The sequence below is a fragment of the uncultured Roseivirga sp. genome (assembly GCF_963973945.1).
GTDB lineage: Bacteria > Bacteroidota > Bacteroidia > Cytophagales > Cyclobacteriaceae > Roseivirga.
Genome location: NZ_CAXBBV010000014.1, coordinates 1 through 23,556 on the forward strand (window position 1 = coordinate 1; position 23,556 = coordinate 23,556).

Genomic DNA, 23,556 nt, shown 5'->3' on the forward strand with positions numbered 1-23,556 from the left:
TAAATCTATTACAGTACTAAATGTTAAACCTGTAAACTTTTTTTAGGACGAGTCACCCCATCGTTCAATTTGTAAAAAGTTCAACATTCCTTTAATTGAATTTATTAAAAGTTTGGAAAGCTATGAAGCCAAACAGCTTTCCACCATCAGACAGTTGAACATAAAAAAGGCCGTTCAATGAGCGGCCTTAAATAGCTATTTGATGAGTACGGATACCTAACTGCACCGATGGATTGATACCACCTGAAATGTCAATTATGATTTCTTTCTTAGATTTTCTAAATCACAACTATATTGACTATAACGCTCTTAACAAACTACGAGCTTTTAGTTCTGATCAAGATCACTCCACCACGTCCTTCTTGCCCATATTGATTAACAGAAGCAAGGCTATTTAGAACTTTAATCGATTTAATGTTAGAAGGAAGCACCATGGCATTGACCTGAGTATAGTTGGTACCCACCATTACATTATCAATAACAAATAAGGGTTGAACGTTAGCAATCCCTCCTGCCCCCCCTCCTCGGAGCACAATGTTTGGTCTACTTTCTGTTCCCGATATTGTTATTCCAGGAATAGACTTTAGTGCTTGATAAAGAGAAGAGTATTGTTCAAACCCCTTATTAGGGTCAACTCGATCTTGTGCAATTGATGATTGAGATGCACATTGTGTAAAAAGAAAAGTGCATAAGACTAAGAGTAAAATTGTAGCTGTTGCTTTCATGGTTTGTTGTTTTTTGTATATAAATGAAAAGTATGACCTAAAGTGACTGAAACTCAAAGCCAGAGTATTTCAAGTATCTTAATTTCTTTTGAATGGAGTCTACCTTAAAGATAGTTAGAAATAGTATTAATTACTTAAAATAGATTTTCTAATTAATACTCCTTTATTTCTCCCATCCTAATTTCAAAATCAGATACAAGGTATAAAAAAACAGTGCCTAGAAAAGTTAGGCACTGTTTTTTAACTTATTGTTATTCAACCTACCCGAATCAAATCAGGCCATCCATTAAATAACTACTTCTCTAAAACCATAGTGCTTGTCCCAAAGTTACCAGCATTAACATTAGCGTACATTCTAATTGTTATTCTGTTGTTAGCACATTGGAATGTAAAGTTACTACCAGCACCTTGAATAAATCTGTACTCACCGTATTGTGAATTAAATCCAGAATCATTCCAGCCTTCTTGTCTATCAAATGAAACCGTTTGGTCTTTGTTCAAAGTCAAAACGAAGTCCGCAGAACTCCCTCTAATCCTACGGTTGCTACCACCTTGGAGATTCTTCAAAGTAATTTGATTAGCTCCAGGCCCAGCCTCTACAGTTACAGGGCCAAGTTCAAACCAACTAGAGGTTATAACATTCATGGTACCCACATAGCTAGACACATCTGGCGGGCTAGGACATGCAATAATCAAACTAAATGTAAGCGCATTTCTATAGCCTGCTGTTGTTGTCAGTTGCTCTTGAGTATTTCCTGTTACTTCACCAGTAGTAAAATCAGCACTCAAAGGAGTAGCGTTAAAAACAACACCATCGTTTCTTGTTGCAGTCGCCCAAAACCTAATAGATTGACCAAACTCAAAAGTTGATGGATCTACCCCTAAAGCTGCAGCAACATTTGTTGATGTAAGGCCAATCCCAAATTGCCCAGTTGGGTTCGCATGAGAAACCACCAAAGTGGTATCACCACCGCCAATGACATACACATCGTAAGATGTTAAGTTATTATTCACATCTTCTACAAGTTCATTATAAGACCAAGACGAAGGATCATCTGCTCCAATTAATGCATTGAATGGGCCAGCAAAACGAACAAACCCCCCGTTTTCAAGTCTAAAGTGAACTTCATTCCTAAACAAGTCTTCATCGGTACAAGAAAATGCCATGAAGAACACGCACACCAAGAGAATATACTTATATAATTTCATATTCATGTCTTTTTAATTAATAAAATTAGCTGGATTAGTATCCCAAAACACTTGATCAGTAATTGATTTTTGTGTTGCGAAATCTGGATTTGAATTTGAGTTCAATTCACTATCAGGCAAGAAATAACTTCTTACAAAAGCCCCAGCGTTAATTATCGGATCCTGAAGGAATGACGGGAAACCAGTTCTTCTATATGTATTATATGGAAGTAACCCATTTGTATAAGATGAAATGTACCATTCTCTAGTAATAATATCTAATTTTTCAGTATTAGATGCGGCAGTATATTCAGCCAGTACTTCATTCACATAATCATCAATCTGACCCGTAGTCATATTAGCTGGAGAAAAACCTCTAACCTTCTGTAAAGCCTGTCTCATACCTGCTTCTAAATAAGTAGCAGGGCTACCTGTTGTTCCTAAAGTCAAAGCCGACTCAGCTAGCATAAAGTTTGTCCAAGAAGAAAGGTGTAAAGGAGCTATTCCCTCACCTGTTGCACTTGTTTGAGATGCAGGTATTAAATTCCCTTCATCAAACGCCCCCATTGCCGGATAGATACCATAAGTAGTTCTGATATTAGCATCACCAGGAACACCCTCATTATCTGTATGATCCCTGCCATAATAGAAATCGCCAATAGTACAGAAGTCGTAACTCGCATTACCATTACAACGAACAATATCACTAGAAATTAAATCAGCAGCAGTTCTATCAGACTGTCGATAGAAATAGTACTTCATTCGTGGATCTTCAACTGACATTGAATCTTTCATGTAAGACATTAAGCCATTGCTCATGTAAGCACCTGCACCATTAATATAGTTACCTGTAAATAATGGGTGACGGCTTTCAATTGGAGTTGGGGTAGTACCATATTGGAATTGTAAATCTTCCTCAGGTTGATCAATAAGACTTCCAGCCCCAATAAGAGCGTTAATCCCTTGAGTAGATTCTGTACCATTCACTAACCTTGTTTGTAAGTACATTCTCAATTTCAAAGTATTTGCATATGCTACCCATTTAGCCGCATCACCACCGTAGTACAAATCATTAAGAGGTGCTCTACCTGTGCCGTTGATATTAGCAATACCTTCATCAATCAAGTCATACATAGCAGTATAAATATCTGCTCCTGCATCCAATCCTGGATTCGGAAACTCTCCTGATTTGTTTGCCTCAGTAAAAACTGCTGTACCAATATAGTCAACAATATTCACATACATTGTTGCCTGCATAATTTGCGCTACTCCATAATGGAAAGTGAAACCTTCATTATCTGAGAAGCTCTTCAGTGCATCCAAATTAGTACCAGTATTATATATTTGTGACCAGTTACCGTTCATTGTACCTTGTCCTGGATTATAAGTCCCGAAAAAGTTCACCATTCTCATTGGCCCATCAGATAAATACCCCAACGAGGTCATTTGGTTCCTGAAGTTGAACTGTATTGTATTAAATACCAAGTCTACGTCCGCGGATGCAAGTGTTAGCGCATCTGGATTTTCTTGCAAATCTAATTCTAAAGTGTCGCAAGATACGATTCCCACAAAAGCAAGAACCACAAATAGTCTTTTATATAAATTCATAGTCATATTTTAAAGCGTTAATCTAAGAGCAAGAGAAAATTGTCTCCTGGTAGGATCCGACTGCGTATCAAAACCTCTTCCATTTGAATTATTTGAACTCACCTCTGGATCAAAGTTTATACCTGGAGGAAAATTGAATGCTTTATACCATAGGTTTTGAACATTGAATGAAAAGCTTGCCGCCTGAAAAGGAGACTTCTCCATCAATCGATTTGGCAATCTATAACTCAAATTTACCTCTCTAATTCTCAATACCGTAGCATCGAAAACCAAGTTGTCATTAATATCCATTGTATTCAAGAAGTACAAATCATTAGCACCTAACTGTATAGTGTTTCTGATTTTGTTACCATTATCATCCAAAATTGGTAACCCTGTAGTAGGATCTCCATAAATACCAGGGATAATGTATGTACCTTCTCTATCTTCAGTATCAGTAGTGGTTCCTCTTCTAAAAACGTTAGACACAGTGCTTGAATAAAAATCACCACCTTGAGTATAATCCACCTGAACATTCAGATTGAAGTTTTTATATGAGAAACCATTAATAATTGTATAATTAAAATCTGGGTTAGGGTCACCTACTACCTTATTTGGTAATCCAGCTTCTCCACTTCCAATAACAGTACCATCATCAGGATTAATTAACGCTAAACCATTCTCATCTCTTACCACGTAATTTAATCTAAATGCACCTAGTGGCTGACCTTCGATGGCATAATTAAGACCATTAGCGTAAGACACAAACTCTACCCCTTCAGGTAAATCAATTACAGTAGTTTCATAAGCCGTAAAGTTGTTCGTAATCGTCCATGTAAAGTCGTTAGTTCTAATTGGGTAAACCGTAACAGAGGCTTCTAAACCCTTTGTATCGATTCTACCAGCATTAATGACCGTACTTGAAAAACCTGTTGAAGCAGGCAAAGACCTACCTAATACTTGATCTTCACTGATTTTCTTATACAAACTCAAATCTACTGCTACTTTATAATCAAAAAGCTTAGTATCTAAACCGAACTCGTATTCCTTAACTCTCTCTGGAAGAAGGTCTGGGTTAGGACGGAAACCTGATACCGCATTGGTAGAAATGTTTGTTCCATTAAGCGTAACAAATGCTTGTGCATCTGCAGCCAAAGTTGCTCTTGTTTGGAATGAACTTGGGAAGCCAGCCGAAGTACCATAACCAAGTCTTACTTTCAAGGAACTAAGTGTATTAGACTTTAAGTCGTCCCATAGGTTAGTCGGTATAAATGCCGCGGACGCAGATGGGTAAAACAAACTTCTATTGTTTTTTTCCACTTGTGATCCCCAATCATTCGCTCCATTTAAGGTTATGTATAAATAATCTCTATAGGCAAATTCAGCTTGAGCATAAACACTTACATTGTTAGTCCTTCTATCAATATTAGCTGTTGGTTGATATGTTGTGAAGTTGCTATGTCTGAAGTAACCAAAAACTACCTGATTTGTACTACTGATTCCAAAACTTTCAGTATTAATACTTCTTGTTCTTGCACCCGCATTAATATTCAAAACCCAATCAGGAGTCAATGACAAATCAAGCGCATTAAACAGTATGTTATGATCAAAAGTCAATCTCTGAGAGTTTGTAGTAGATAGGCTACCAATTCCTTGATTAGAAAGGCCTCCTTTGTTGACCCTATTAGTACCAACCGTATTGTAGGAGTCTAGTCCAAGTCTATAGCCTATAGAAAGCTTATCGTTGATATCATAATTAATACCAACCTTACCGAAAAATGCTCTTCTTATATCCTTAAATGAAGTGTTCTTCAATTGCCACAGTGGATTCTCCAAATCTGTTCTATAGAAGATATTACCACCAGTTAGCGGGTTTTCAAAAGGAAGCCCCTGGATATCCAAGTTTCTTGGTAGATAAACCATTCTATCAAAAATATTGAACGTAGGATTTCGAGTATCATTCTCTGAATAATTGAAGGTTGTATTTAATGACAGTCTATCAGTTAACTGAGAATTAATGCTAGTCCCCAATGTAAATCTTCTTTGATTGTTTTCTGGAATATAATTAGACTGGTCAACAAAGCCAGTATTGAAGCCAATAGAAGTTTTCCCTACGTTGGCACCTATATTTACACTAGTGTTTGTTCCCCAGCTATTTTTAAAGAAATCATTTACGTTATCTGGAAAAGCTTTGTAATCCACAAGCCCCTGTAAATCTGGAAATAATACGTCATAACCAGGTTGTGCACCAGTGGCATAGTGATGAGGCACTTGAATATTGCTATCAAACCTTGCTCCCCAGTTCCCTACGAAAGTTACATTGGCAGCATTATCAGCCCCTTGCCCATAAGTGTTTTGAAAGTCTGGTAAGTTTGACACTTGGTTCATTACAAATTGTTGATTCAGTGTCATTGTGAAAGCAGCTTCATTCTTACCTGCTTGGCTTGTTTTAGTTGTTACCAAAAGAACACCATTACGTCCTTCTTGACCATATAAAGCAGATGCCGCTAAGCCTTTAAGAACAGTAATATCGGCAATGTTATTCGGATCTATATCTTGAAATCTATTGAAGTCAACATAAGCTCCATCAACAACAATTAAAGCATTGTTATTTCCATTTACTGAAGATTGACCTCTGATGGTAATATTAGCTTGTCGTCCCAAAAAACCACCAGCAGATATTACAGAAACGCCAGTCACCTTGCCTTTCAGCAATAATGCAGCATCAGCTTCAGGTCTTGCCTCTAGCAACTCTTTGTCTACCTGGCCTATTGCGTAACCAAGAGACTTTTTATCTCTCGCGATACCTTGACCAGTAACTACAACTTCACCTAAATCTTTTGCATCTGGATTTAAGCGAATATCAATTGTAGTCTGTGTCCCTATTTGGACTTCTTGAGTAACATACCCCAAGAATCTAAAAATAAGAACACCACTTGCTGGAGCAGACAGTTCATATGTACCATCTGGTTGTGTGGCGACACCCGTAGTGGTGCCCTTAATTATGACATTAACACCAGGAAGCCCCTGGCCAGTTTCATCAGTTACTTTCCCCTTGATATTACGCTCTTGCGCAATAGTGGATAAGGAGACAAGCACTGACATCATGAAAGTCAGTAATACTCTCTTCATAGTTAGTAGTTTTAGTAAAAAAATTATTTTAGTAAATAATTCGATTGAATTACCAAATGTAAAATAAAATACGGTCAAAGAAAACATTGACGACATTTTTTCACCTATTAAAGACTTAAAAGAGCATTTTATTCTTAATTACTTACGACCTCATTCAGAATTACATAGCTTTTAAATTGACAAATAAGACACCCAAACGATACATAATTGGATTATTAAAGTTGGCAATTAGATTAAAAAATCTAATAACTATTTTTCAAAGACAATACCTTCCTATTTTAAACCGATATTGCACTACATAACTAAAAACAACGGATAAACACCTAAATAACAGCCAGTTAAAAAAAATATAAGATTGTACAATAGCGTCATCGAGATCCATACATAAATTCACCTGTACGGATTCAAAGCACTCATTGGCTGATTATTATGATCTCATCCATCTACATCAAATAGTTGAACAAAATTAAGAACCACCAACATCAAAGGAAGAAATACAAGTGAGCGAGTAAAACTCACAGTCTCAACTATCCTAACGGAATAAAAAGCTTTAGATAGACTGCAAACAAAAAAAGGGCTTTCCGTCTGAAAGCCCTTTAACCAAAACATTTGTGTGTGTACTCAATTAATCTTTCACATACCTTACCGCCATTTCAGCAGTTATTGATATTTTACCGTGATTATATCTTAGCTCTCTGTTCGGTACAGAGATGTAATTACCAATTTCTCTGTTTGAAGATTTCACCCAAAAGAACCCTACTTGGTTAACTCCAATTCTACCCATGAGCGGATCTTTATATCCCTCTGATTCAAAATTGAACAAATAGTAATCCTCTGGTATTATCTGATTCGGATCCGATAGGAACCCCGTTCTTTCAAGAAGCTTGTTCCATTCATCACTTGTAGGAAGCCTCCAACCTTCAGGTGCAGACATCTCAGCTTCTATATACGACATCTGCTTTGATGCTCCTTTAAAGTTAACCGTCATCCAAACTGACTCACCAAATTTGGCGGTAGGGTACGCTTCTCCATTTCTCCAATCTACCCATTCACTGCCTGGAACCCAATCATTATTAACCTCTGGACTCAAGACCACAAACTCCTCTGGAGAGCTTAGCAACCCATCTATTGGCAGAGTCAATAGTGGTGTGATAAATGCTAAAGCGAAAAGTATTTGACGTATTTTCATAACTATTATTTAAATCAAAGTTGGCTGATAACAGGCTCTTATATGCTGAGATAATTCGTATTAATAATTTTAGGTAATTCAATTAGCACTATAGGTCTTTTACCTAGAGAGATTAAGTTTCCATCTTAACCCTAAATCGAAACTTGCAAACCCATCAACTCTGCCAATTCCTGCATTAAAAGACAAATCTTCTCGTAACGCATACGCTCCTTCTATCGTTGGTTGAATTGCTAGAAATCGGCCGTCATAAAACCCTACCTTCAAACTTGGCAACACAGTAAATTTTGACTTTGGATTAAGAGTATATTGAAAGTATGATCCAGAAAATGTCTTCTGACCTTTTTCTGAGTTATCAAAACTTTCCAATCTGGTGTAACCCAACTTTAAGCGCGATTTAAAATCGACCCCTAATCTGACTCCGTATTTCCATCCATAAACCGTTCTATTTGCAGATGGAGATATCTCTATATTGTATTTAGGAGTATTTGCTCGCTTGAAAAGGGATTGAGAGGACACTTCTAAGCATACTAGGCTTAGCATAATGATGATGGCATATTTCATGGCTTTGGTTGTTGTTATTCTGTAAAGTAAAAGTAGCTGATAACCAAAGGGATAAAGTATGAAAAAAGCGAATCATTACATTTAGGCTAAACCATCAAGACGGTAGGTATTTTACTTAAACATCACATGGTCTGGCACAAAAAAAATGGAGGCCAACCCTTGATCGACCTCCTTCAGAACAACTAACCAATGAGCCATGAACGCTCACCGATAATCTTTATTGGTTCAATATTTCTTTAATATAAATTGAGATGTCATGCGGTGCAGTTTCATCTCCACCAAAATAGGGATACAACTTATAATACAAGCCTGTATCGCAACTCGCCCCTCGGTCAACCTCCTGACTTACTTCTCCATTCAATAGTAGATAAAATTTATTGTCAACTATTTGAATTTGATAGTGTACTGTTTCGTCAATAGCTACATCTCCCATATGATGATAACTTACCGCTCCGCTGGTATAGGCATAAGAGAAAATTTCTACTGAATCTTTTTCTATACTATACCTCCACCCAAATCTTACACTATTCTCATGGTGCAAACTGTTGCAATCAGAAAAACCCATTAGCTTATTAATGTCTTCTTGATTTTTGTTTCCTAGATCGTAACGGACTGTCTCATCAAATCGTGCTGTAAAAGCCAGCATCTCCGACTTTAATGTCCCGAGCTTATCTCCCGGAAAACCTCCTACCCTTCTGCTAGTGTGCTGCCCTTTTGACAACAAATACTCAACTTCGTTTTGTTCATAAATATCTGAGCATGAACTTAAAGTGACTAGCAGTATTATTAACGATACCAAAGTCTTCATCTTACTCAGCTCTTTGATTTTGACACGCAATTACATTTCTAAGAAAATTATTCAGTGGACTCCTTTGGCTTTTAGGCCGTAAAGTACGGGACGGTACTGACCAGTGTGACAACCTCTTTCTTATACTTCTTTGTTTTGCTTTAATAACCTTATCCATTTCATTGTTAATGGATTTGTTAAGCGTATTCACTCGGACTGTTGAATCAAAGAGCCATTCGTAACTACGACTTTTATATCCGTTAGTAGACTCAGTGCCTGTCTTAGATTTCCACGAAACTGTTGAAGATTCTAAGCCTCGTGATTTCAGATGTTTTTGGTTTAGCTGTTCCATGATTTCTTATTAATACATGTTCCAAATAAACTTCAAACCAAAACCCTTCTTCTCCCCCACTCCATATTCAAAGCCTAACTTCCAAGATTCGCTTAGGTCAAACCTAGCTTCTCCTGCAATAAAAAGCGCCTGAAACTCTGAATTGTAAGTAGCCAATCTCACCGATGGTCCAATCTGCATATAGTCACCTACTGGCAACATTATACTACTGTGAATTCCAGCGAAGCGATCGTCCATGTATCGTTCACCAAAATCGTAATCCCTTGTGTGGAAATAACTGAGGTTAAAGACTTCTTTAAAATTGACACCTATCTGATATCCAAACAAATCGCCTCCATAATTGAAATAGGTTGGAGCTACTTGAAAGGTGAAAGGCTTTTCATACCTTGCCTTATAATAGGTTTGAGAAAAAACTGAGTTGCTACCAACGAGCAACATCGCGATGATGATTAACTTTTTCATGACTTTTGATTTAATTGTTCTGTATTCCAAAGGTCATTGAATGGCGGCCCGATCTTCTGGGTCAGTTCCCTAATATGAAAAATATCTGTTTTACTTAAATAGATTAGAGATTGAAGTAATCATAACATGTAGGTGATATACCTTTCGATAGGATAGATTTTAACCTACTTTGATATATACATTCACTTAGCTTCTTACGCATTTCACCTAAAACACCTCTTACAGCCTTATATTAACAATCTTTAACAGCCATTTTTTAGAAAGCGCTTGACAAACGGTTAACCTAGACGTCAAAGGATTACTATCTTTGTTGATTAGCTAAAAAATACATGACTTGGTTTAAATCTATAGGAACGACAGAGGCGATATTTATTGGGCTTTTTGTTGTCGCCTATCTCGCATACATTTTCCGTCTTACAACAATTGCAAAAAGGTTACAAACTAGCTTCAGGCCATTATTACTGAAGGTGTTGCTCCGTACTTTGGCTTTTGCTCTAATCATCTTCTCGCTGATGGGACCATCTTTTGGAGAAACAACCAAAGAAGTAAAGTCGGAAGGCAAAGACATTTATATTGCTGTCGATCTATCTCAGTCAATGAACGCGCAAGATGTTGAACCGTCTAGGCTTTCAAAAATCAAATTTGAACTCAATAATATCGTTGAGGCCTTTAGCTCAGACCGCATTGGGTTGATTATATTTTCATCTGAAGCTTTTATACAGTGCCCCCTGACTTACGATCAAAGTGCAATCAATCTATTTATTAGCACACTCAAAACTGACTTGGTACCTAATGCAGGAACAGATTTTAGCGCTCCATTAAATATTGCTATGGAAAAGCTTGACCTAGCTGCTCAAGGCCCTATCACACAACAAAAGTCGAAAATTGTATTAATGATAAGTGATGGCGAAGATTTTGGAGATGAAACTGACAAGGCTGCTAAAAAAGTGGTGAGCACAGGAGTTAAGCTCTTCGCTCTTGGGGTTGGAACTGAAAAAGGGGCCAAAATTCCAGAGGGGCGATCTTTTAAAAGAGACAGAAACGGACAAGAAGTAATAACAAAGCTAAACTCTGAGTCGTTAAGAAAGCTGGCAGCCGATACTGGCGGGAGTTATTTTGAAATTAATCAAGATCAAAATGATGTTAAAAGACTGATAAGAGCTATTAATGAAGTAGAAGGTGAAGTACGAGACACTCGCCAGATTGATGCTTCAGCTAATAAGTTCTACTATTTTCTAGGTGCTGCAATCATATTGCTACTCTTAGATGCACTAATAAGGAGAAAGACATTACGTTTATGAAATATTTAATCACACTCATTCTAGTATTCACTAGTATTACTGACCCAGTAACTAGAATTGCTAAATCCAATGCCTTAAAAAAAGAGGCCAAAGCATTCTACGACAAAGAAAACTACGAACAGGCAATTTCTGCCTATGCCAATCTTTTGGACTCTATGTTAGTTGGTGATGAAGATGCCAGACTCAATATGGCCAACGCTGCTTACCTTTTAGCTTATGGCGATAAGGAATCATTGGGTATTCTAAATGAAGCTTCTAAAAACCCTGACAACCTAGACAGTAGTGCTGTGGGAATGGCTAGTGAAAGCTTAAAATATGCCAGTATTGCTAGCAACAACTATGACGAACTATCTAGCAATGCAAAAAATAAGGTAATTGCTTCAAGTGCTTTTAATCAAAAGGGAATTATAGCTTATAAAAGAAGTGAGGCGGCAAAAGCTGAAGAAAAGGAATCTCTAACTAATCAGGCTTTAAATGATTTCAAAAATTCGTTGAGGAAAAATCCTGAAAATGAATCTGCTAGATATAACTATGAGCTTTTGAAAAAGCTGATAAGGGAACAAGAACAGCAGGAGAAAAACAACGAAGACAGCAAAGATCAAGAGGAGAAGAAAGATCAAGATAAAAAGGATCAGGAGCAGAAAGACAAAAAAGATCAACAAGAGAAAAACGAGCAAGAAAAGAAAGACCAGGAAAAACAAGAGAATAAAGACCAAGAGAAGAAGGATCAGCAAGAAAACAAAGACGAGCAAGACCCTAATCAAGAAAAACCTCAGGAAAAAGATCCTCTTGAAAAGCTGAAAGAAAAACTAGAAGAGATGAACATGAGCCCTGAAAAGGCTCAGATGATTTTAGAAGCCATGAAGAACAATGAAATTCAGTATGTTCAACAAAATAAAAGAAAGGCTACAAAGAAAAAAGATTCAAGCAAACCAGATTGGTAAACCCTTATGCCGCATCAGACTTCATTTGAGTGGATTTCTGATATAACATTCTATGTGCCAATGGTAAGGCAATAGCAAAGGTGATCTTATCTGACGATTTCGAAGCTTCTATTTGACAGTTTGATAAGTTAAAAAGCTTCTTAATTACATAGAGTCTGAGTGAAAGCATACTCATTCTTTCATTGTCAGTGAAGTTCACGCGATTTGAAAAAAAAGACTCCCATTCAGCGCAATCTTTTCTGTCGTTATATGCCATACTGATATTTACATTCACAAAGCTCTGATTTAGCTTAACCATAAGTTCTGGTTTATTCCCCGTTGGGAAATCCCTCATTAAGTTGATCAATCTATCAAAAGCCCATACTGTTTTTTCAAAATCAGTATTCACATACACGTCCTTAAGATAATCTTCTATCCTATGTTCTTTACAGGCTGAATATTCTTGAAAGCAAATATTTAATTGATTTTCGATTTCTAATACTTTGTAGTCTTCTTTGGATTGGTCGAGCATTTGGTGCTCCATTCTTAAAAGCAAAAGCATATCGTCTACTATGTTTCCTACACTTTCTGCCTGACTTAATATTTCACGCACTCGCCCCTTCACGGCTCCTTCATTTACCCCACAGCTTCCTGCTATGCGGCTAATGAGTTCCGTATTGAGTTTTATTGCCGAAATTGAACCTTTATAATTCCGGCTTAGAATGTTTGAGAGTTTGAAACTAAAAGGCTGAAAACATGTACCATTGAAGGGAAGACCTTCATGTACCTTTTGATTATTGGCGTCCATATTTAGGTGAATGTGCCTGTCTTTACTTGTGTTAGTTAAAATAAAGACAGGCGGTTGTTCTTAGTTATAAAACTAATTGAGAACTATAGGTAAAATATGAAGTGATCACCTAATAAATAACAATCAAAGTATCACCTAATAAATAGGTGAATCACTTATTAGATGTCGTCAAAAAGTCTTTTTTCTAAGGCATAAACGGCCAAGCCCGCCATGTTCTTAGCTCCAGTTTTTTCTAATAAGTTTCTCTTGTGAGCATCAACCGTACGAACAGAAATAAATAATTCATCGGCAATTTCCTGATTCGAGTATTCTTTGACGATAAGATGAAGCACTTCCCTTTCTCTTTTGGTTAAAGGAATATCCAGTGCCATTCTGGAGCCTCGCGACTTATCTCCCCTTAGGTTGTTCATGATTATGGTTGTCACTTCTTGCGAGTAGTAGGTATTACCTGCAGCCACTTCTGTTATTGCCCTCTTAATTTCCTCTTCTCCACTGCTTTTCAAAATATAGCCTTGAATACCGTAATTGAGCATTTTCTTAATGTGCTGTGTCTCGCTCAACATGGTGAGTGCTAAAATCTTGAATTCAATGGTTGCTCCTTGAATCAAGTTTTTCACCAACTCAATACCATCCATAGAGGGCATAACAATATCTGTTACGAGCACATCAAAATTGCTGTTCTTATTTATCATTGAGAGCGCTTCCTGTCCATTATTGGCCTCACCAACAATTTCAAACCTTTCATCTTCGTCAAGGTAAAACTTAATACCATCGCGAATCATTTTATGGTCATCAACCAGAAATATTCTAATCGTTTTCATATACTACTTTAGAGTTACCCAATGGGACATTTAAAATTAATGAGGTGCCTTTTCCTGGAAAAGAATCGAGAATAAATTCACCTGAAAGAGCACTAGCTCTGTTTTTCATGCTTGCCAAGCCAAATCCTGAAGAATTGAAGTTAATATTATCCATATCAAACCCCTGTCCATCGTCTTCAATAATTAATTGAATGCTAGAAGGTAGTTTTATCAACTGAATTGAAACACTTTGAGCTTGAGCATGCTTAATAATGTTGGTAATAGACTCCTGAATAATTTTATAAAAGCTGGTTTCAGTACTAACATTAAGTCGTTCCTCCTCTAAGTTAGTAATGAATTCGAAATTCACAGCAGAAGTAGCATTCAATTCATCAACTAAATCCTTTACTACTTCAGTTAAACCAAAGTCTTCAATAGCTTTAGGCATTAATCTATGTGCTATTTCGCGCGTTTGGTCTAGAGATTTTCTCAGGTTTTGCCAACCTCGCTCATATCGTTCTAGCACCCTTTGACTCAACAGATGTTTTTCCTTTTTCACGAACTCTAAATTGAGCGAAGCGATAGTCAGGGTTTGTTGCAAGCTATCATGAATCTCTCTAGAGATACGACTTCGCTCTTCATCCGCAGCGTCTAAAACCGCAGCCAATACTTTTTCTTCAGACCTCACTCTATCGGTTATATCAAAAACCGAGGCTTCAATAGATAAAGGCTCTCCATTTTGGCCAAAGATACCATGACCGAATTCTGAAAGCCATTTTATTCTTCCTTCTTTATCAAGAATTCTATAATTTAATCGATAGGCTTGTTTATTTTCTATTGCCGTTTTAAGGCTTGATTCAACAAATCTTTTGTCATCAGGATGAATCAGTTTTTGGTATTGCAGTCGATTTTCCTTTGTCAGTTCATCTGCTGTAAAACCCGTCAGTTCACTACAGTATGCATTTACATACACAAACTCTTTAGATGGATATTTGGCACTATACACAAGCCCTGGAATATCTTCAACTAAAGACTGATATTGGGCATATGATTTTTCTAGATCAAGGGTTAAGTTTCGTTCTTTGGTTACATCCATTAAAGTACACACATGCCTTTTTGGTAAGTTGGATTTATCAAATTCTACATTCTTACCTAACGCCCTCATCCACCTTAAATCACCAGCTTTAGTTACCAGCCTTATCATCACATCCATTTCGTTGATGATTCCAGATTTTAGATTTTTGGCTAGTTCTAACACCAACTCAACATCTTCTGTGTACACGCTTTTATTGATGTGATCGGAGACATTATTCTCAAAATCAAACTTAGATCTCCCTATAAGTTCATAGTAATTATCATTCCATTCAAGCACATCATCCTTAATGTTCCAATCAAGAATTATTTGCTTAGTGCCAGAAATAGCAAGGTTCAAAACCCTTTGGCTCTCCATAAGCTGTTCTTGAGCAGTCCGAGTGGCTGTTACATTCATTGTTAGCCCTATCACTCGTACTCTTCCGTTGGTGTCAAGAAAAGTTTTTCCTTTGGATTTCAGCCACCTTAATTCTTTGTTTTGAGTCAGTACTCTGTATTCAAGTTCATAGTGTCGAAGTTTACCTACTTTAAGTTTACTGAAAAGCATTCTCACTTTCTCACTATCATCTGGATGCAGTACTGAATCCATAAATTGATCTTTTGTAGGATCATATCGCCCCTTTTCCTGACCTATAATCTCCAGATAATTATCACTTACACTAACGGTATTAGTTTCTAAGTCCCAATCCATTAAGGCCATATTGGCACCGTCAAATGCTAGTTTTAATCTTTCTTCATTTTCTAATAGTTCTTGGTCTTTAAGGTACGAATCTGTGATGTCTAAATTTAGGCCAATCACTTTATCTCCTTCTTCCTCACTAATCCTAAAAATCTTAGCTGTAGACCTTAAGTATTTTGTTTTACCCGTTTCAGTCTTTATTTCATATTCTACATCGAACACTCCCCTATCATTCACCAGGGATTCTAAATTTCGAGTCAGTTGGTCTTTGTGCTCTGGCTGAACGTAATTCAGCCAATCAGAAAGTTCAATCTGACTACTATCAGCTAATTCTCTCTCATAGATTGAAGCCATGCCTTTATCCCAAACAAGATGATTAGAAACCATATCCCATTCCCAAACACCTGTTTTAGCGGTGGTTGCTGCTAACTCGTATTTAAGATTGGCATTCAGAATTGCCATCTCCTTCTCTTTGAATTCGGTAAAATCTATGTGAGTACCGTAAATTATGAGTGGTTGACCAGCCTTATCTCTTTCTATAATCTTACCTCGATCTAAGATCCATCGCCATTTTTCATCTTTCCCTTTTACTCGAATCAAAAGCTCAAATCCTCCACTGTCTTTAACTTTATCATCATAAAGTGAAGCTTCAATTTTCTCAAGATCATCGGGGTGTACCCGATCATTAAAAAATGATTGCTCATGTACAATTTCATGGAATTCATACCCCAGCATTTCAGCATAATATTCATTGAACTTAGTTTTACCTGTTTTCAAGTTCAATTCCCACGTGCCTATTCTAGCCGACTCAATGGCCAATGCCATTTTTTGCTTACTATCCAGTAGTTCTTTCTCAGCCTTGACCCTGCCTGTAACATCTCTAAAAACTGCAAAGATGAAGATGTCACCATCGATCATAATTCTACTCAGGTTTACTTCACAGTAGATGATCTTTCCATTTAGCTTCTTTACATCCCAAAAGAAACTAGATTGTCCATTCTTTAAAGCATGTTCGATTTGATCAGACAAAAACTCTTCTGAAAGCTGACCTGTGGTCTGATATTCAGGCGTAAATTTCCAGAGTTTTTCATTCTTCAACTGTTCTTGAGCTACTCCAAAAATAGATTTAACATTAACATTGCAATCCAAACAAAACCCATCTTTTAGAATGATCATAGCGTCATTGCTCTGCTCAAAAATGGTACGAAACTTCTCTTCGTTTTCTTTTAAATTGGACTGAATAAGGTACTGGTCATGAACATCTGTAGAAATACCAATTAGTGAAGTAATATTGCCTGCACTATCTAGCATGGGTGATATAGAAACCATAAACCACCTGTAAATGCCGGTTGAGTTTTTAATTCGTACCTGTTCAGAAAAAGTAGTCTTATTTTTATTGGCGACTTTCCATTTTCGATGGATTAGAACAATATCATCAGGGTGAAGAAAATCCAACCACTTTAAACCCAAATATGCATTATCATAAAGCCCAAAATATGTTCTTCCCTTATTGTTCAGGTAAGATAAATTACCTTGAACATCTACCAGCCAAAGCATGTGGGGCAAAGATTCTGATTGAAATCTGTATTTTTCTTCGCTTTCCTTCAACGCTAGATTAGAAAATACTTCGCTGGTAATGTCTCTTATCATTCCCATCAAATCATCCCCAATTCGCTCTATTTCGCAGTATAAAGACCTATCTTCTCCTTCTATGTCTATTCTGAAGCTAAAATTTGTTCTTTGACCAGATTTTAATTCGAACGCTTGGGAAATCACGCCCTTGTCTTCTTCCTTTATTCTGCCAAAAAAGTCTAAAGAAGGACTGGCTGAAACGGGTACTCCTAAAAGATGATATATATTATCTGACCAAACAATTTTACCTGTTTTAAGGTCCATTTCAAACGAGCCTATGCCTCCAATCTTTTCTGTTCTAGATAATAGCTCTTTAGTATTCAGTAAATCCAGTTCCTGAATTTTCCGATCATGAATATATTCCTCTATCTCAATATTTTCAGAGTGAAATAAAAAGACATCTATCTCTCCATTATCATTAAATACTGGTGAAACGGTAATCTGAATATCAAAGAAAATTCCGCTTTTACGTTGTGAAGTATATTTTCCTTTCCATTGCTTTCCTGCGTTTAACCTGAGCTTAATTTCTTTGATAATTTCAGGATCAATAAACTTAGGGTCTAATAATGTGACAACCTTACCCAACGACTCTTCCCTCTTAAACCCTGTAAAGCTTTCGTGAACATCATTCACATAGAGGGTTACTCCAGAAGTATCCGTTATCGCAATCGCATTAGAAGATTTGTTAATCGCTGCATACAAACTATTTAGCTCTTGCTGATTTTTTCTTTCTTCCGTAAGGTTCTTAAAGCTTGACAATAAGTATTTGCCATTACCAATAGTTACAATCTTGGTTGTTTCGCTAATATCTAAAATGGAGTCTGTTTCTGTAATGAGTTGATACTCGATGCTTTCAATCAACTCCTCACTAAATATTTGTTTGCGCTTCTTTTTAAAAAGTTTTAAAGAATTTGAATCTACGAAATCAGCCAATTTCTTGCCTTCAATCCCTTTATCAGAAGACTCTATTAGCTCAATAAATTGATCGTTGAATACGAGTATATACCCCGCTTCGCTCGACAGAGTCATCCCGAAGTCATTAGTATTGAACAGTATTTCAATCAAGGATTTATTGCCCTCAATTGCGCTATACAATTGCTCCTTTTCATTAAGCCAGTTATTGCCTTTCAATACCCTCTTGTCTGCCATTCTCACAATCTCCTTAATGTTTTCACTGATTCTTGTTTCAACTTAGTATGAAAAAAACAAACTACATTCTTTAGCAGAAAAAGTACCTAAAAGAGTAGCCTAGGTGAAACCGTCAAATATGAATGAATTTATTTTCTTAAAGCTAAGCGATCTACCTAGTCATTAAATTAAGGGTTTATCTCAAGGTTTCATTGCGATATGTAAACAAATAAAATGCATAGAGAACCCTTCACTCTTTATTCACTCACTTTCACATCGTACTTCCCTTCCTATTTGGCTCAGTATTTCTTACATTTGCTAACACTCGTTAGGCAATTAAATAATTCAATATGAATGAAGTTTATATAGTATCGGCTGCCAGAACTCCTATTGGTAGCTTTGGAGGTAAATTGGCTGGTTTCTCAGCTACACAACTTGGATCTTTTGCAATTAAAGGTGCTTTAGAAAAAGCTGGTTTAGACGCCAAGCATGTGCAAGAAGTCTTTATGGGCAATGTAATTTCTGCAGGCTTAGGTCAAGCTCCGGCAAGACAGACTGCAATTGGCGCTGGTCTTGGAGACAACGTGCCATGCACTACCATTAACAAAGTGTGTGCTTCTGGTATGAAAGCCGCTATGTTTGCTGCTCAGTCTATCATGATTGGTGCGCAGGATGTAATTGTAGCTGGCGGAATGGAAAGCATGAGTAATGTACCCTATTACATTCCTAAGGCTCGTTATGGATATAAATATGGAAATGGTGAGTTAATAGACGGCTTGTTGCACGATGGCCTTTGGGAGGTTTACAACCAGTTTCCGATGGGGAATTGCGCTGACAATACCGCCAAAGAAATGGGCATAACAAGAGAGCAACAAGATGAGTTTGCCATCAATTCTTATAAAAAAGTAGCCGCTTCTACAGCTGCAGGCCATTTCAAAAATGAAATCATTCCAGTTGAAATACCGCAAAGAAAGGGGGATCCAATAATTATGGATGAAGACGAAGAATTTCACAACGTGATTTTCGAAAAAATACCTTCATTAAGACCTGTATTTAGCAAGGAAGGAACCGTTACTGCTGCCAACGCCTCAACTATTAATGATGGTGCATCGGCAATGGTATTAATGAGCAAGAAAAAGGCTGAAGAATTGGGCATTAAGCCAATTGCTAGAATCATAGGTTTTGCAGATGCTGCTCAAGATCCATTATGGTTCACTACAGCTCCTTCAAAGGCAATTCCTAAAGCAATGGCAATGGCAGGTGTAGATAAGTCGCAAGTTGACTATTATGAAATCAATGAAGCATTTTCTGCAGTAGCTTTAGCCAATAACATAGAGCTTGGTTTAGATGCCGACAAAGTAAATGTATTCGGTGGTGCAGTAGCAATGGGGCATCCGCTAGGTGCCTCTGGCTGTAGAATTGTAACTACCCTTACTTCGGTGCTACATCAAAAAGGAGGTAGTATTGGAGTAGCCGGAATATGCAACGGTGGTGGTGGTGCATCGGCCATGGTAATAGAAAAATTATAACATCAATTATACTAAACCAAAAAGCCTTTCGTAACTTTACGTAAGGCTTTTTTTATGAAACATCTATTTTCAATCATACTGATAATCAGCGGCTCTATCTCTTTACTGGGCCAGCAAAAGGTGGTAAAATACTACCCACCAGAAAACAAGATCATCAAAGAAGAATATTACATTCTGGATAATGACACCACCAAAATTCATGGTGATTACATTAAGTATTATGAAGAAGGTGGAATAGCCATGAAGGGTAAGTTTGAAAACGGAAAACCCAATGGCGTATTCAACGAATTCTATGAAAACGGAAAAAAACTAAGCACCATAACCTTTGATCAAGGAGAAAAAACAGGCCCATTCCAAATTTTATCCCGATCAGGAAAACCGATTCAAAACGGGGGATACAAGAATGGTGAACTCAACGGTCTGGTGACTGCATATTATGAAGACGGTACCAAAAAGACAGAAACCCAATTTAATGACAGTACTCCAATAGGATGGGCTAAAGAATACTACCCTTCAGGAAGCCTAAAATCAGAGTTTGAATACAATAACGGAACTCAGCATGGCCCGGCCAAAACCTACTATCAAACTGGAGAAATCTCTTCTGAATTCAATTACAAACAAGGTGTAATTGAAGGCAAATACCTTACCTACTACAAAAACGGCCAAATCGAATGGGAATATAAATATGTTGGTGGCTATAAAAATGGGCCATTCAAAAGATTTGATGGAGACGGAAGCTTGTTAGACGAGGGAAAGTATCTTGATGGCATATATGTAGGCGAAGTAAAAAGCTATTATCTCGATGGGGCTCTCAAAGAAAAATTCACCTACGACAAAGGAGCCAAAGTGGGCAAAAACTATACTTACTACGAAAGCGGCAAGGTAAAGAAAGTAGAAGATTACACGCGAGTTACTCAAGATGTAAACATTCAGGAGTTTTATGAGAATGGAAACACAAAGAAAAATCAATACTATGTAAACGCTTCTCCAAACAAAACCTGGGTAGAGTTCTATGAAAATGGGCAAAAGAAATCAGAAACCCCTTATAGCAACGGAGTAGTAAATGGCTTTTACAAGGAGTACAGTAACGAAGGTTATCTTGAAAAGCAATCGCCATATCAATATGGACGAAATACAGGTATTCAAACCATGTTCTTCCCAAACGGAAAAGTAAAGAGTGAAACCAGTTATGTGAATGGCTCAAAGTCTGGAAATTATACTGAGTATTTTGATGGAAGAAAGATGAAAATCAAGGGAAATCATAGATATGACATGCGCGAGGGAACTTGGCAGTACTATAATAGCAACGGAGATGTGACCAAAAAAGAAGTCTATTCTAGGGGCAAATTAATCAGTTCATCAGAAAACTAAACCAATCATTAAGCAAGATTATTTTTTGACTATTTTTGCCAAATGATCCAAGGTATTAGAGAAACCAATTTCAGCTTTCCAAATCAGTCTGATTTCTATAGAGGAAAAGTAAGAGACATTTATTTCTTTAGCGATTTTATAGCCATGGTGGCTTCAGATAGAATATCAGCTTTTGATGTGGTGCTACCTAAGGCAATTCCTTACAAAGGACAGGTATTGAACCAAATTGCTTCAAAGTTTTTAAAAGCCACAGAAGATATTGTTCCCAACTGGATACAGGCCACACCAGATCCAAACGTGAGTATTGGATTGAAGTGCGAAACCTACCCTGTAGAAATGGTCATTAGAGGCTATTTGGCTGGTCATGCATGGCGCGAATACCGTCTCGGAAAAAGAAAGCTCTGCGGAATTGAGCTACCAGAAGGTTTGAAAGAAAATGACAAACTACCTCACCCTATCATTACACCAACTACCAAGGCAAAAGAAGGACATGATGAAGATATTTCAAGAGAAGAAATATTAAAACAAGGGTTGGTATCTGAGCGAGAATACAAACAACTTGAAAAATATACTCAAGCCATTTTTAAAAGAGGAACAGAACTAGCTGCTGATCAAGGTTTGATTTTGGTAGACACCAAGTACGAGTTCGGCCATAAAAATGGAGAGATTTACCTCATTGATGAAATTCACACACCTGATTCTTCAAGATACTTTTATAAAGAAGGCTATGAAGAAAGGCAGCGAAATAATGAAAAACAAAAGCAACTTTCGAAGGAATTTGTGAGACAATGGCTGATTGAAAATGGTTTTCAAGGCAAAGAAGGTCAACAAATCCCTGAGATGACCGATGAGGTTGTTAAATCAATCTCAGACCGGTATATTGAACTTTTTGAAAAAGTAACTGGGGATAAATTTGTAAAACACCCTACTCAAGAAATCGAAAAAAGAATAGAAAATAATATCCTCGGATACCTAAATAAAAATTAAGAAGATGAAATTTACAGTAGATAAACAAGAAAAATATACCCTCATAAAACTGGACGAAGATAAACTGGACGCAACAATTGCCCCAGGCTTAAAGTCTGAGTTTGTCAACCTAAGTACGCAAGGTGTTAGCAATTTGGTCTTAGACCTTTCCGCTACCAAATATTGCGACTCTTCTGGGCTAAGCGCTATTCTTACAGGAAACAGAATTTGCACAGAAAATGAAGGAGTTCTAGCACTTAGCGGCCTACAGCCAATGGTTCAGAAATTAATTGAGCTTTCTCAATTGCACAAAATTCTAGAGATTCTTCCTACCCAACACGAAGCCATCGAATTCATTATGATGAACGAACTTCAAAAAGAATTGGGAGCTGAAGAAGGCGAAGCTTAGTTCAGCGGTTTGAGTATAAAAGTAAAGATATTAGGCTCGAATTCTGCCGCTCCAGCCCACAAGCGTAACCAAACTTCTCAGTTAATTACTATTGAAGGGCATCTCTATTTGATGGATTGCGGAGAAGGTACTCAGCTTCAACTAAAAAGGTACAGAATACCCATTCAGCGAATCAATAATATCTTTATTTCTCATTTACACGGAGATCATTACTTAGGAATTATGGGGCTTTTATCTACCATGCACTTAATGGGTAGAAAAAAGCCCCTTAATCTATACGCTCCTTCTGGCTTGGCCGAAATCATCACCCTTCAGCTTAAGTACTCCGAAACGGTATTTAACTATCAAGTAAATTTTCATCCTGTCGATACAAAGGCTCATAAACTCATCCATGAAGATGATTTTATTAGTGTCTATACTATCCCTTTGAATCACAGAATCCCTTGCGCTGGCTATCTGTTTGCTGAAAAACCTAAAAAACGAAGGATTATAAAGGACAAATTGCCTGAAAATTTCTCGGTTAAAAATATAGTTAAACTTAAAAATGGAGAAGACATTTATGATGGTGATGGCAACATCATTTACCATCATACTCAAATGACCTTACCACCAAAGCGAGTTTATAAATACGCATTCTGTTCCGACACAAAGTATGATGAATCCATTATCCCTATTATTCAAGATGCGGATATGCTTTATCATGAAACCACCTTTATGGAAGAACATGAAGACAGGGCATCAAATACCTACCATTCCACAACCAAACAAGCTGCTACTATTGCAAAAAAAGCAAATGTAGGAATGCTGCTAATGGGCCATTTTTCCATTCGATATAAAGAATTAGAACCACTTAAGGTTGAAGCTCAATCCGTTTTCCCTAATTCTCAACTTGCTATTGAAGGAGAAGACTTTATCTTAGACGACATTTCTTAAAT

At 37.1% G+C, this 23,556-nt stretch carries 18 protein-coding genes; 7 read left to right on the forward strand and 11 right to left on the reverse strand.

Going from position 1 to position 23,556, the window contains the following annotated elements:
* Window positions 1-317: 317 nt before the first annotated feature.
* From AAC026_RS17220 to AAC026_RS17255, 8 genes are all read right to left on the reverse strand, one after another.
* Window positions 318-725 carry a TonB-dependent receptor plug domain-containing protein gene (locus AAC026_RS17220; protein WP_339608673.1) on the reverse strand — a complete coding sequence of 136 codons (408 nt, stop codon included), beginning with the start codon at window positions 723-725 and terminating at the stop codon, window positions 318-320.
* A gap of 294 nt (window positions 726-1,019) precedes the next feature.
* Window positions 1,020-1,934 carry a hypothetical protein gene (locus AAC026_RS17225; RefSeq protein ID WP_339608672.1) on the reverse strand — a complete coding sequence of 305 codons (915 nt, stop codon included), beginning with the start codon at window positions 1,932-1,934 and terminating at the stop codon, window positions 1,020-1,022.
* Window positions 1,935-1,946: 12 nt separating this feature from the next.
* Complete coding sequence (locus tag AAC026_RS17230; protein WP_339700665.1) at window positions 1,947-3,521, reverse strand: SusD/RagB family nutrient-binding outer membrane lipoprotein; 1,575 nt, start codon at window positions 3,519-3,521, stop codon at window positions 1,947-1,949.
* Between the two features lie 9 nt (window positions 3,522-3,530).
* The gene (locus tag AAC026_RS17235; RefSeq protein ID WP_339608670.1) at window positions 3,531-6,632 is read right to left on the reverse strand and encodes a SusC/RagA family TonB-linked outer membrane protein; all 3,102 of its coding nucleotides are present in this window, start codon (window positions 6,630-6,632) and stop codon (window positions 3,531-3,533) included.
* A 625-nt stretch (window positions 6,633-7,257) separates the two neighbouring features.
* Complete coding sequence (locus tag AAC026_RS17240; RefSeq protein ID WP_339608669.1) at window positions 7,258-7,821, reverse strand: hypothetical protein; 564 nt, start codon at window positions 7,819-7,821, stop codon at window positions 7,258-7,260.
* Window positions 7,822-7,920: 99 nt separating this feature from the next.
* Window positions 7,921-8,382: a hypothetical protein gene (locus AAC026_RS17245; RefSeq protein WP_339608668.1), complete on the reverse strand. Its 462-nt coding sequence runs from the start codon at window positions 8,380-8,382 to the stop codon at window positions 7,921-7,923.
* 217 nt (window positions 8,383-8,599) lie between these two features.
* Window positions 8,600-9,190 carry a hypothetical protein gene (locus AAC026_RS17250; protein ID WP_339608667.1) on the reverse strand — a complete coding sequence of 197 codons (591 nt, stop codon included), beginning with the start codon at window positions 9,188-9,190 and terminating at the stop codon, window positions 8,600-8,602.
* A gap of 340 nt (window positions 9,191-9,530) precedes the next feature.
* Window positions 9,531-9,983: a hypothetical protein gene (locus tag AAC026_RS17255; RefSeq protein WP_339700668.1), complete on the reverse strand. Its 453-nt coding sequence runs from the start codon at window positions 9,981-9,983 to the stop codon at window positions 9,531-9,533.
* 329 nt (window positions 9,984-10,312) lie between these two features.
* Between AAC026_RS17255 and AAC026_RS17260 the strand changes: the two genes are divergently transcribed.
* Window positions 10,313-11,284 (forward strand): VWA domain-containing protein, encoded by a 972-nt coding sequence (locus AAC026_RS17260; RefSeq protein ID WP_339608665.1) that lies wholly within the window; start codon window positions 10,313-10,315, stop codon window positions 11,282-11,284.
* Window positions 11,281-12,228 (forward strand): hypothetical protein, encoded by a 948-nt coding sequence (locus AAC026_RS17265; RefSeq protein WP_339700671.1) that lies wholly within the window; start codon window positions 11,281-11,283, stop codon window positions 12,226-12,228. Before AAC026_RS17260 ends, AAC026_RS17265 begins: the two co-directional genes overlap by 4 nt.
* Window positions 12,229-12,232: 4 nt before the next feature.
* On the opposite strand, the gene AAC026_RS17270 is transcribed toward AAC026_RS17265, so the two are convergent.
* The 3 genes from AAC026_RS17270 to AAC026_RS17280 all read right to left on the reverse strand — a co-directional run bounded on the left by AAC026_RS17270 (window position 12,233) and on the right by AAC026_RS17280 (window position 18,367).
* The gene (locus AAC026_RS17270; RefSeq protein ID WP_339700674.1) at window positions 12,233-13,015 is read right to left on the reverse strand and encodes a hypothetical protein; all 783 of its coding nucleotides are present in this window, start codon (window positions 13,013-13,015) and stop codon (window positions 12,233-12,235) included.
* 158 nt (window positions 13,016-13,173) lie between these two features.
* The gene (locus AAC026_RS17275; RefSeq protein WP_339700677.1) at window positions 13,174-13,836 is read right to left on the reverse strand and encodes a response regulator transcription factor; all 663 of its coding nucleotides are present in this window, start codon (window positions 13,834-13,836) and stop codon (window positions 13,174-13,176) included.
* A complete protein-coding gene (locus tag AAC026_RS17280; RefSeq protein ID WP_339700680.1) occupies window positions 13,823-18,367 on the reverse strand; it encodes a PAS domain-containing protein in 4,545 nt (1,514 codons plus the stop codon). The genes AAC026_RS17275 and AAC026_RS17280 overlap by 14 nt, the downstream gene beginning before the upstream one ends.
* A 329-nt stretch (window positions 18,368-18,696) precedes the next feature.
* Here AAC026_RS17280 and AAC026_RS17285 point away from each other — a divergent pair, with 329 nt between their 5' ends.
* From AAC026_RS17285 to AAC026_RS17305, 5 genes are read left to right on the forward strand one after another with little or no spacing between them, the layout of a single operon-like run.
* Window positions 18,697-19,875: an acetyl-CoA C-acyltransferase gene (locus AAC026_RS17285; protein WP_339700683.1), complete on the forward strand. Its 1,179-nt coding sequence runs from the start codon at window positions 18,697-18,699 to the stop codon at window positions 19,873-19,875.
* A 54-nt stretch (window positions 19,876-19,929) separates the two neighbouring features.
* Window positions 19,930-21,246 carry a toxin-antitoxin system YwqK family antitoxin gene (locus AAC026_RS17290; RefSeq protein WP_339700686.1) on the forward strand — a complete coding sequence of 439 codons (1,317 nt, stop codon included), beginning with the start codon at window positions 19,930-19,932 and terminating at the stop codon, window positions 21,244-21,246.
* A 42-nt stretch (window positions 21,247-21,288) separates the two neighbouring features.
* Complete coding sequence (locus tag AAC026_RS17295) at window positions 21,289-22,233, forward strand: phosphoribosylaminoimidazolesuccinocarboxamide synthase (RefSeq protein WP_339700688.1); 945 nt, start codon at window positions 21,289-21,291, stop codon at window positions 22,231-22,233.
* 4 nt (window positions 22,234-22,237) lie between these two features.
* Window positions 22,238-22,621, forward strand: a complete 384-nt coding sequence (locus AAC026_RS17300; protein ID WP_339700691.1) for an STAS domain-containing protein — start codon at window positions 22,238-22,240, stop codon at window positions 22,619-22,621.
* Between the two features lie 9 nt (window positions 22,622-22,630).
* Window positions 22,631-23,554, forward strand: a complete 924-nt coding sequence (locus tag AAC026_RS17305) for a ribonuclease Z (protein WP_339700694.1) — start codon at window positions 22,631-22,633, stop codon at window positions 23,552-23,554.
* Window positions 23,555-23,556: the final 2 nt, after the last annotated feature.

What these genes read in the sequence shown, in the direction of transcription:
- AAC026_RS17260 (WP_339608665.1), top strand. Translation starts at nt 10,313, where the DNA reads ATGACTTGGTTTAAATCTATAGGAACGACAGAGGCGATATTTATTGGG.
- AAC026_RS17280 (WP_339700680.1), bottom strand. Translation starts at nt 18,367, where the DNA reads ATGGCAGACAAGAGGGTATTGAAAGGCAATAACTGGCTTAATGAAAAG.
- AAC026_RS17270 (WP_339700674.1), bottom strand. Translation starts at nt 13,015, where the DNA reads ATGGACGCCAATAATCAAAAGGTACATGAAGGTCTTCCCTTCAATGGT.
- AAC026_RS17235 (WP_339608670.1), bottom strand. Translation starts at nt 6,632, where the DNA reads ATGAAGAGAGTATTACTGACTTTCATGATGTCAGTGCTTGTCTCCTTA.
- AAC026_RS17230 (WP_339700665.1), bottom strand. Translation starts at nt 3,521, where the DNA reads ATGAATTTATATAAAAGACTATTTGTGGTTCTTGCTTTTGTGGGAATC.
- AAC026_RS17245 (WP_339608668.1), bottom strand. Translation starts at nt 8,382, where the DNA reads ATGAAATATGCCATCATCATTATGCTAAGCCTAGTATGCTTAGAAGTG.
- AAC026_RS17220 (WP_339608673.1), bottom strand. Translation starts at nt 725, where the DNA reads ATGAAAGCAACAGCTACAATTTTACTCTTAGTCTTATGCACTTTTCTT.
- AAC026_RS17285 (WP_339700683.1), top strand. Translation starts at nt 18,697, where the DNA reads ATGAATGAAGTTTATATAGTATCGGCTGCCAGAACTCCTATTGGTAGC.
- AAC026_RS17250 (WP_339608667.1), bottom strand. Translation starts at nt 9,190, where the DNA reads ATGAAGACTTTGGTATCGTTAATAATACTGCTAGTCACTTTAAGTTCA.
- AAC026_RS17300 (WP_339700691.1), top strand. Translation starts at nt 22,238, where the DNA reads ATGAAATTTACAGTAGATAAACAAGAAAAATATACCCTCATAAAACTG.
- AAC026_RS17225 (WP_339608672.1), bottom strand. Translation starts at nt 1,934, where the DNA reads ATGAAATTATATAAGTATATTCTCTTGGTGTGCGTGTTCTTCATGGCA.
- AAC026_RS17295 (WP_339700688.1), top strand. Translation starts at nt 21,289, where the DNA reads ATGATCCAAGGTATTAGAGAAACCAATTTCAGCTTTCCAAATCAGTCT.
- AAC026_RS17290 (WP_339700686.1), top strand. Translation starts at nt 19,930, where the DNA reads ATGAAACATCTATTTTCAATCATACTGATAATCAGCGGCTCTATCTCT.
- AAC026_RS17240 (WP_339608669.1), bottom strand. Translation starts at nt 7,821, where the DNA reads ATGAAAATACGTCAAATACTTTTCGCTTTAGCATTTATCACACCACTA.
- AAC026_RS17255 (WP_339700668.1), bottom strand. Translation starts at nt 9,983, where the DNA reads ATGAAAAAGTTAATCATCATCGCGATGTTGCTCGTTGGTAGCAACTCA.
- AAC026_RS17275 (WP_339700677.1), bottom strand. Translation starts at nt 13,836, where the DNA reads ATGAAAACGATTAGAATATTTCTGGTTGATGACCATAAAATGATTCGC.
- AAC026_RS17265 (WP_339700671.1), top strand. Translation starts at nt 11,281, where the DNA reads ATGAAATATTTAATCACACTCATTCTAGTATTCACTAGTATTACTGAC.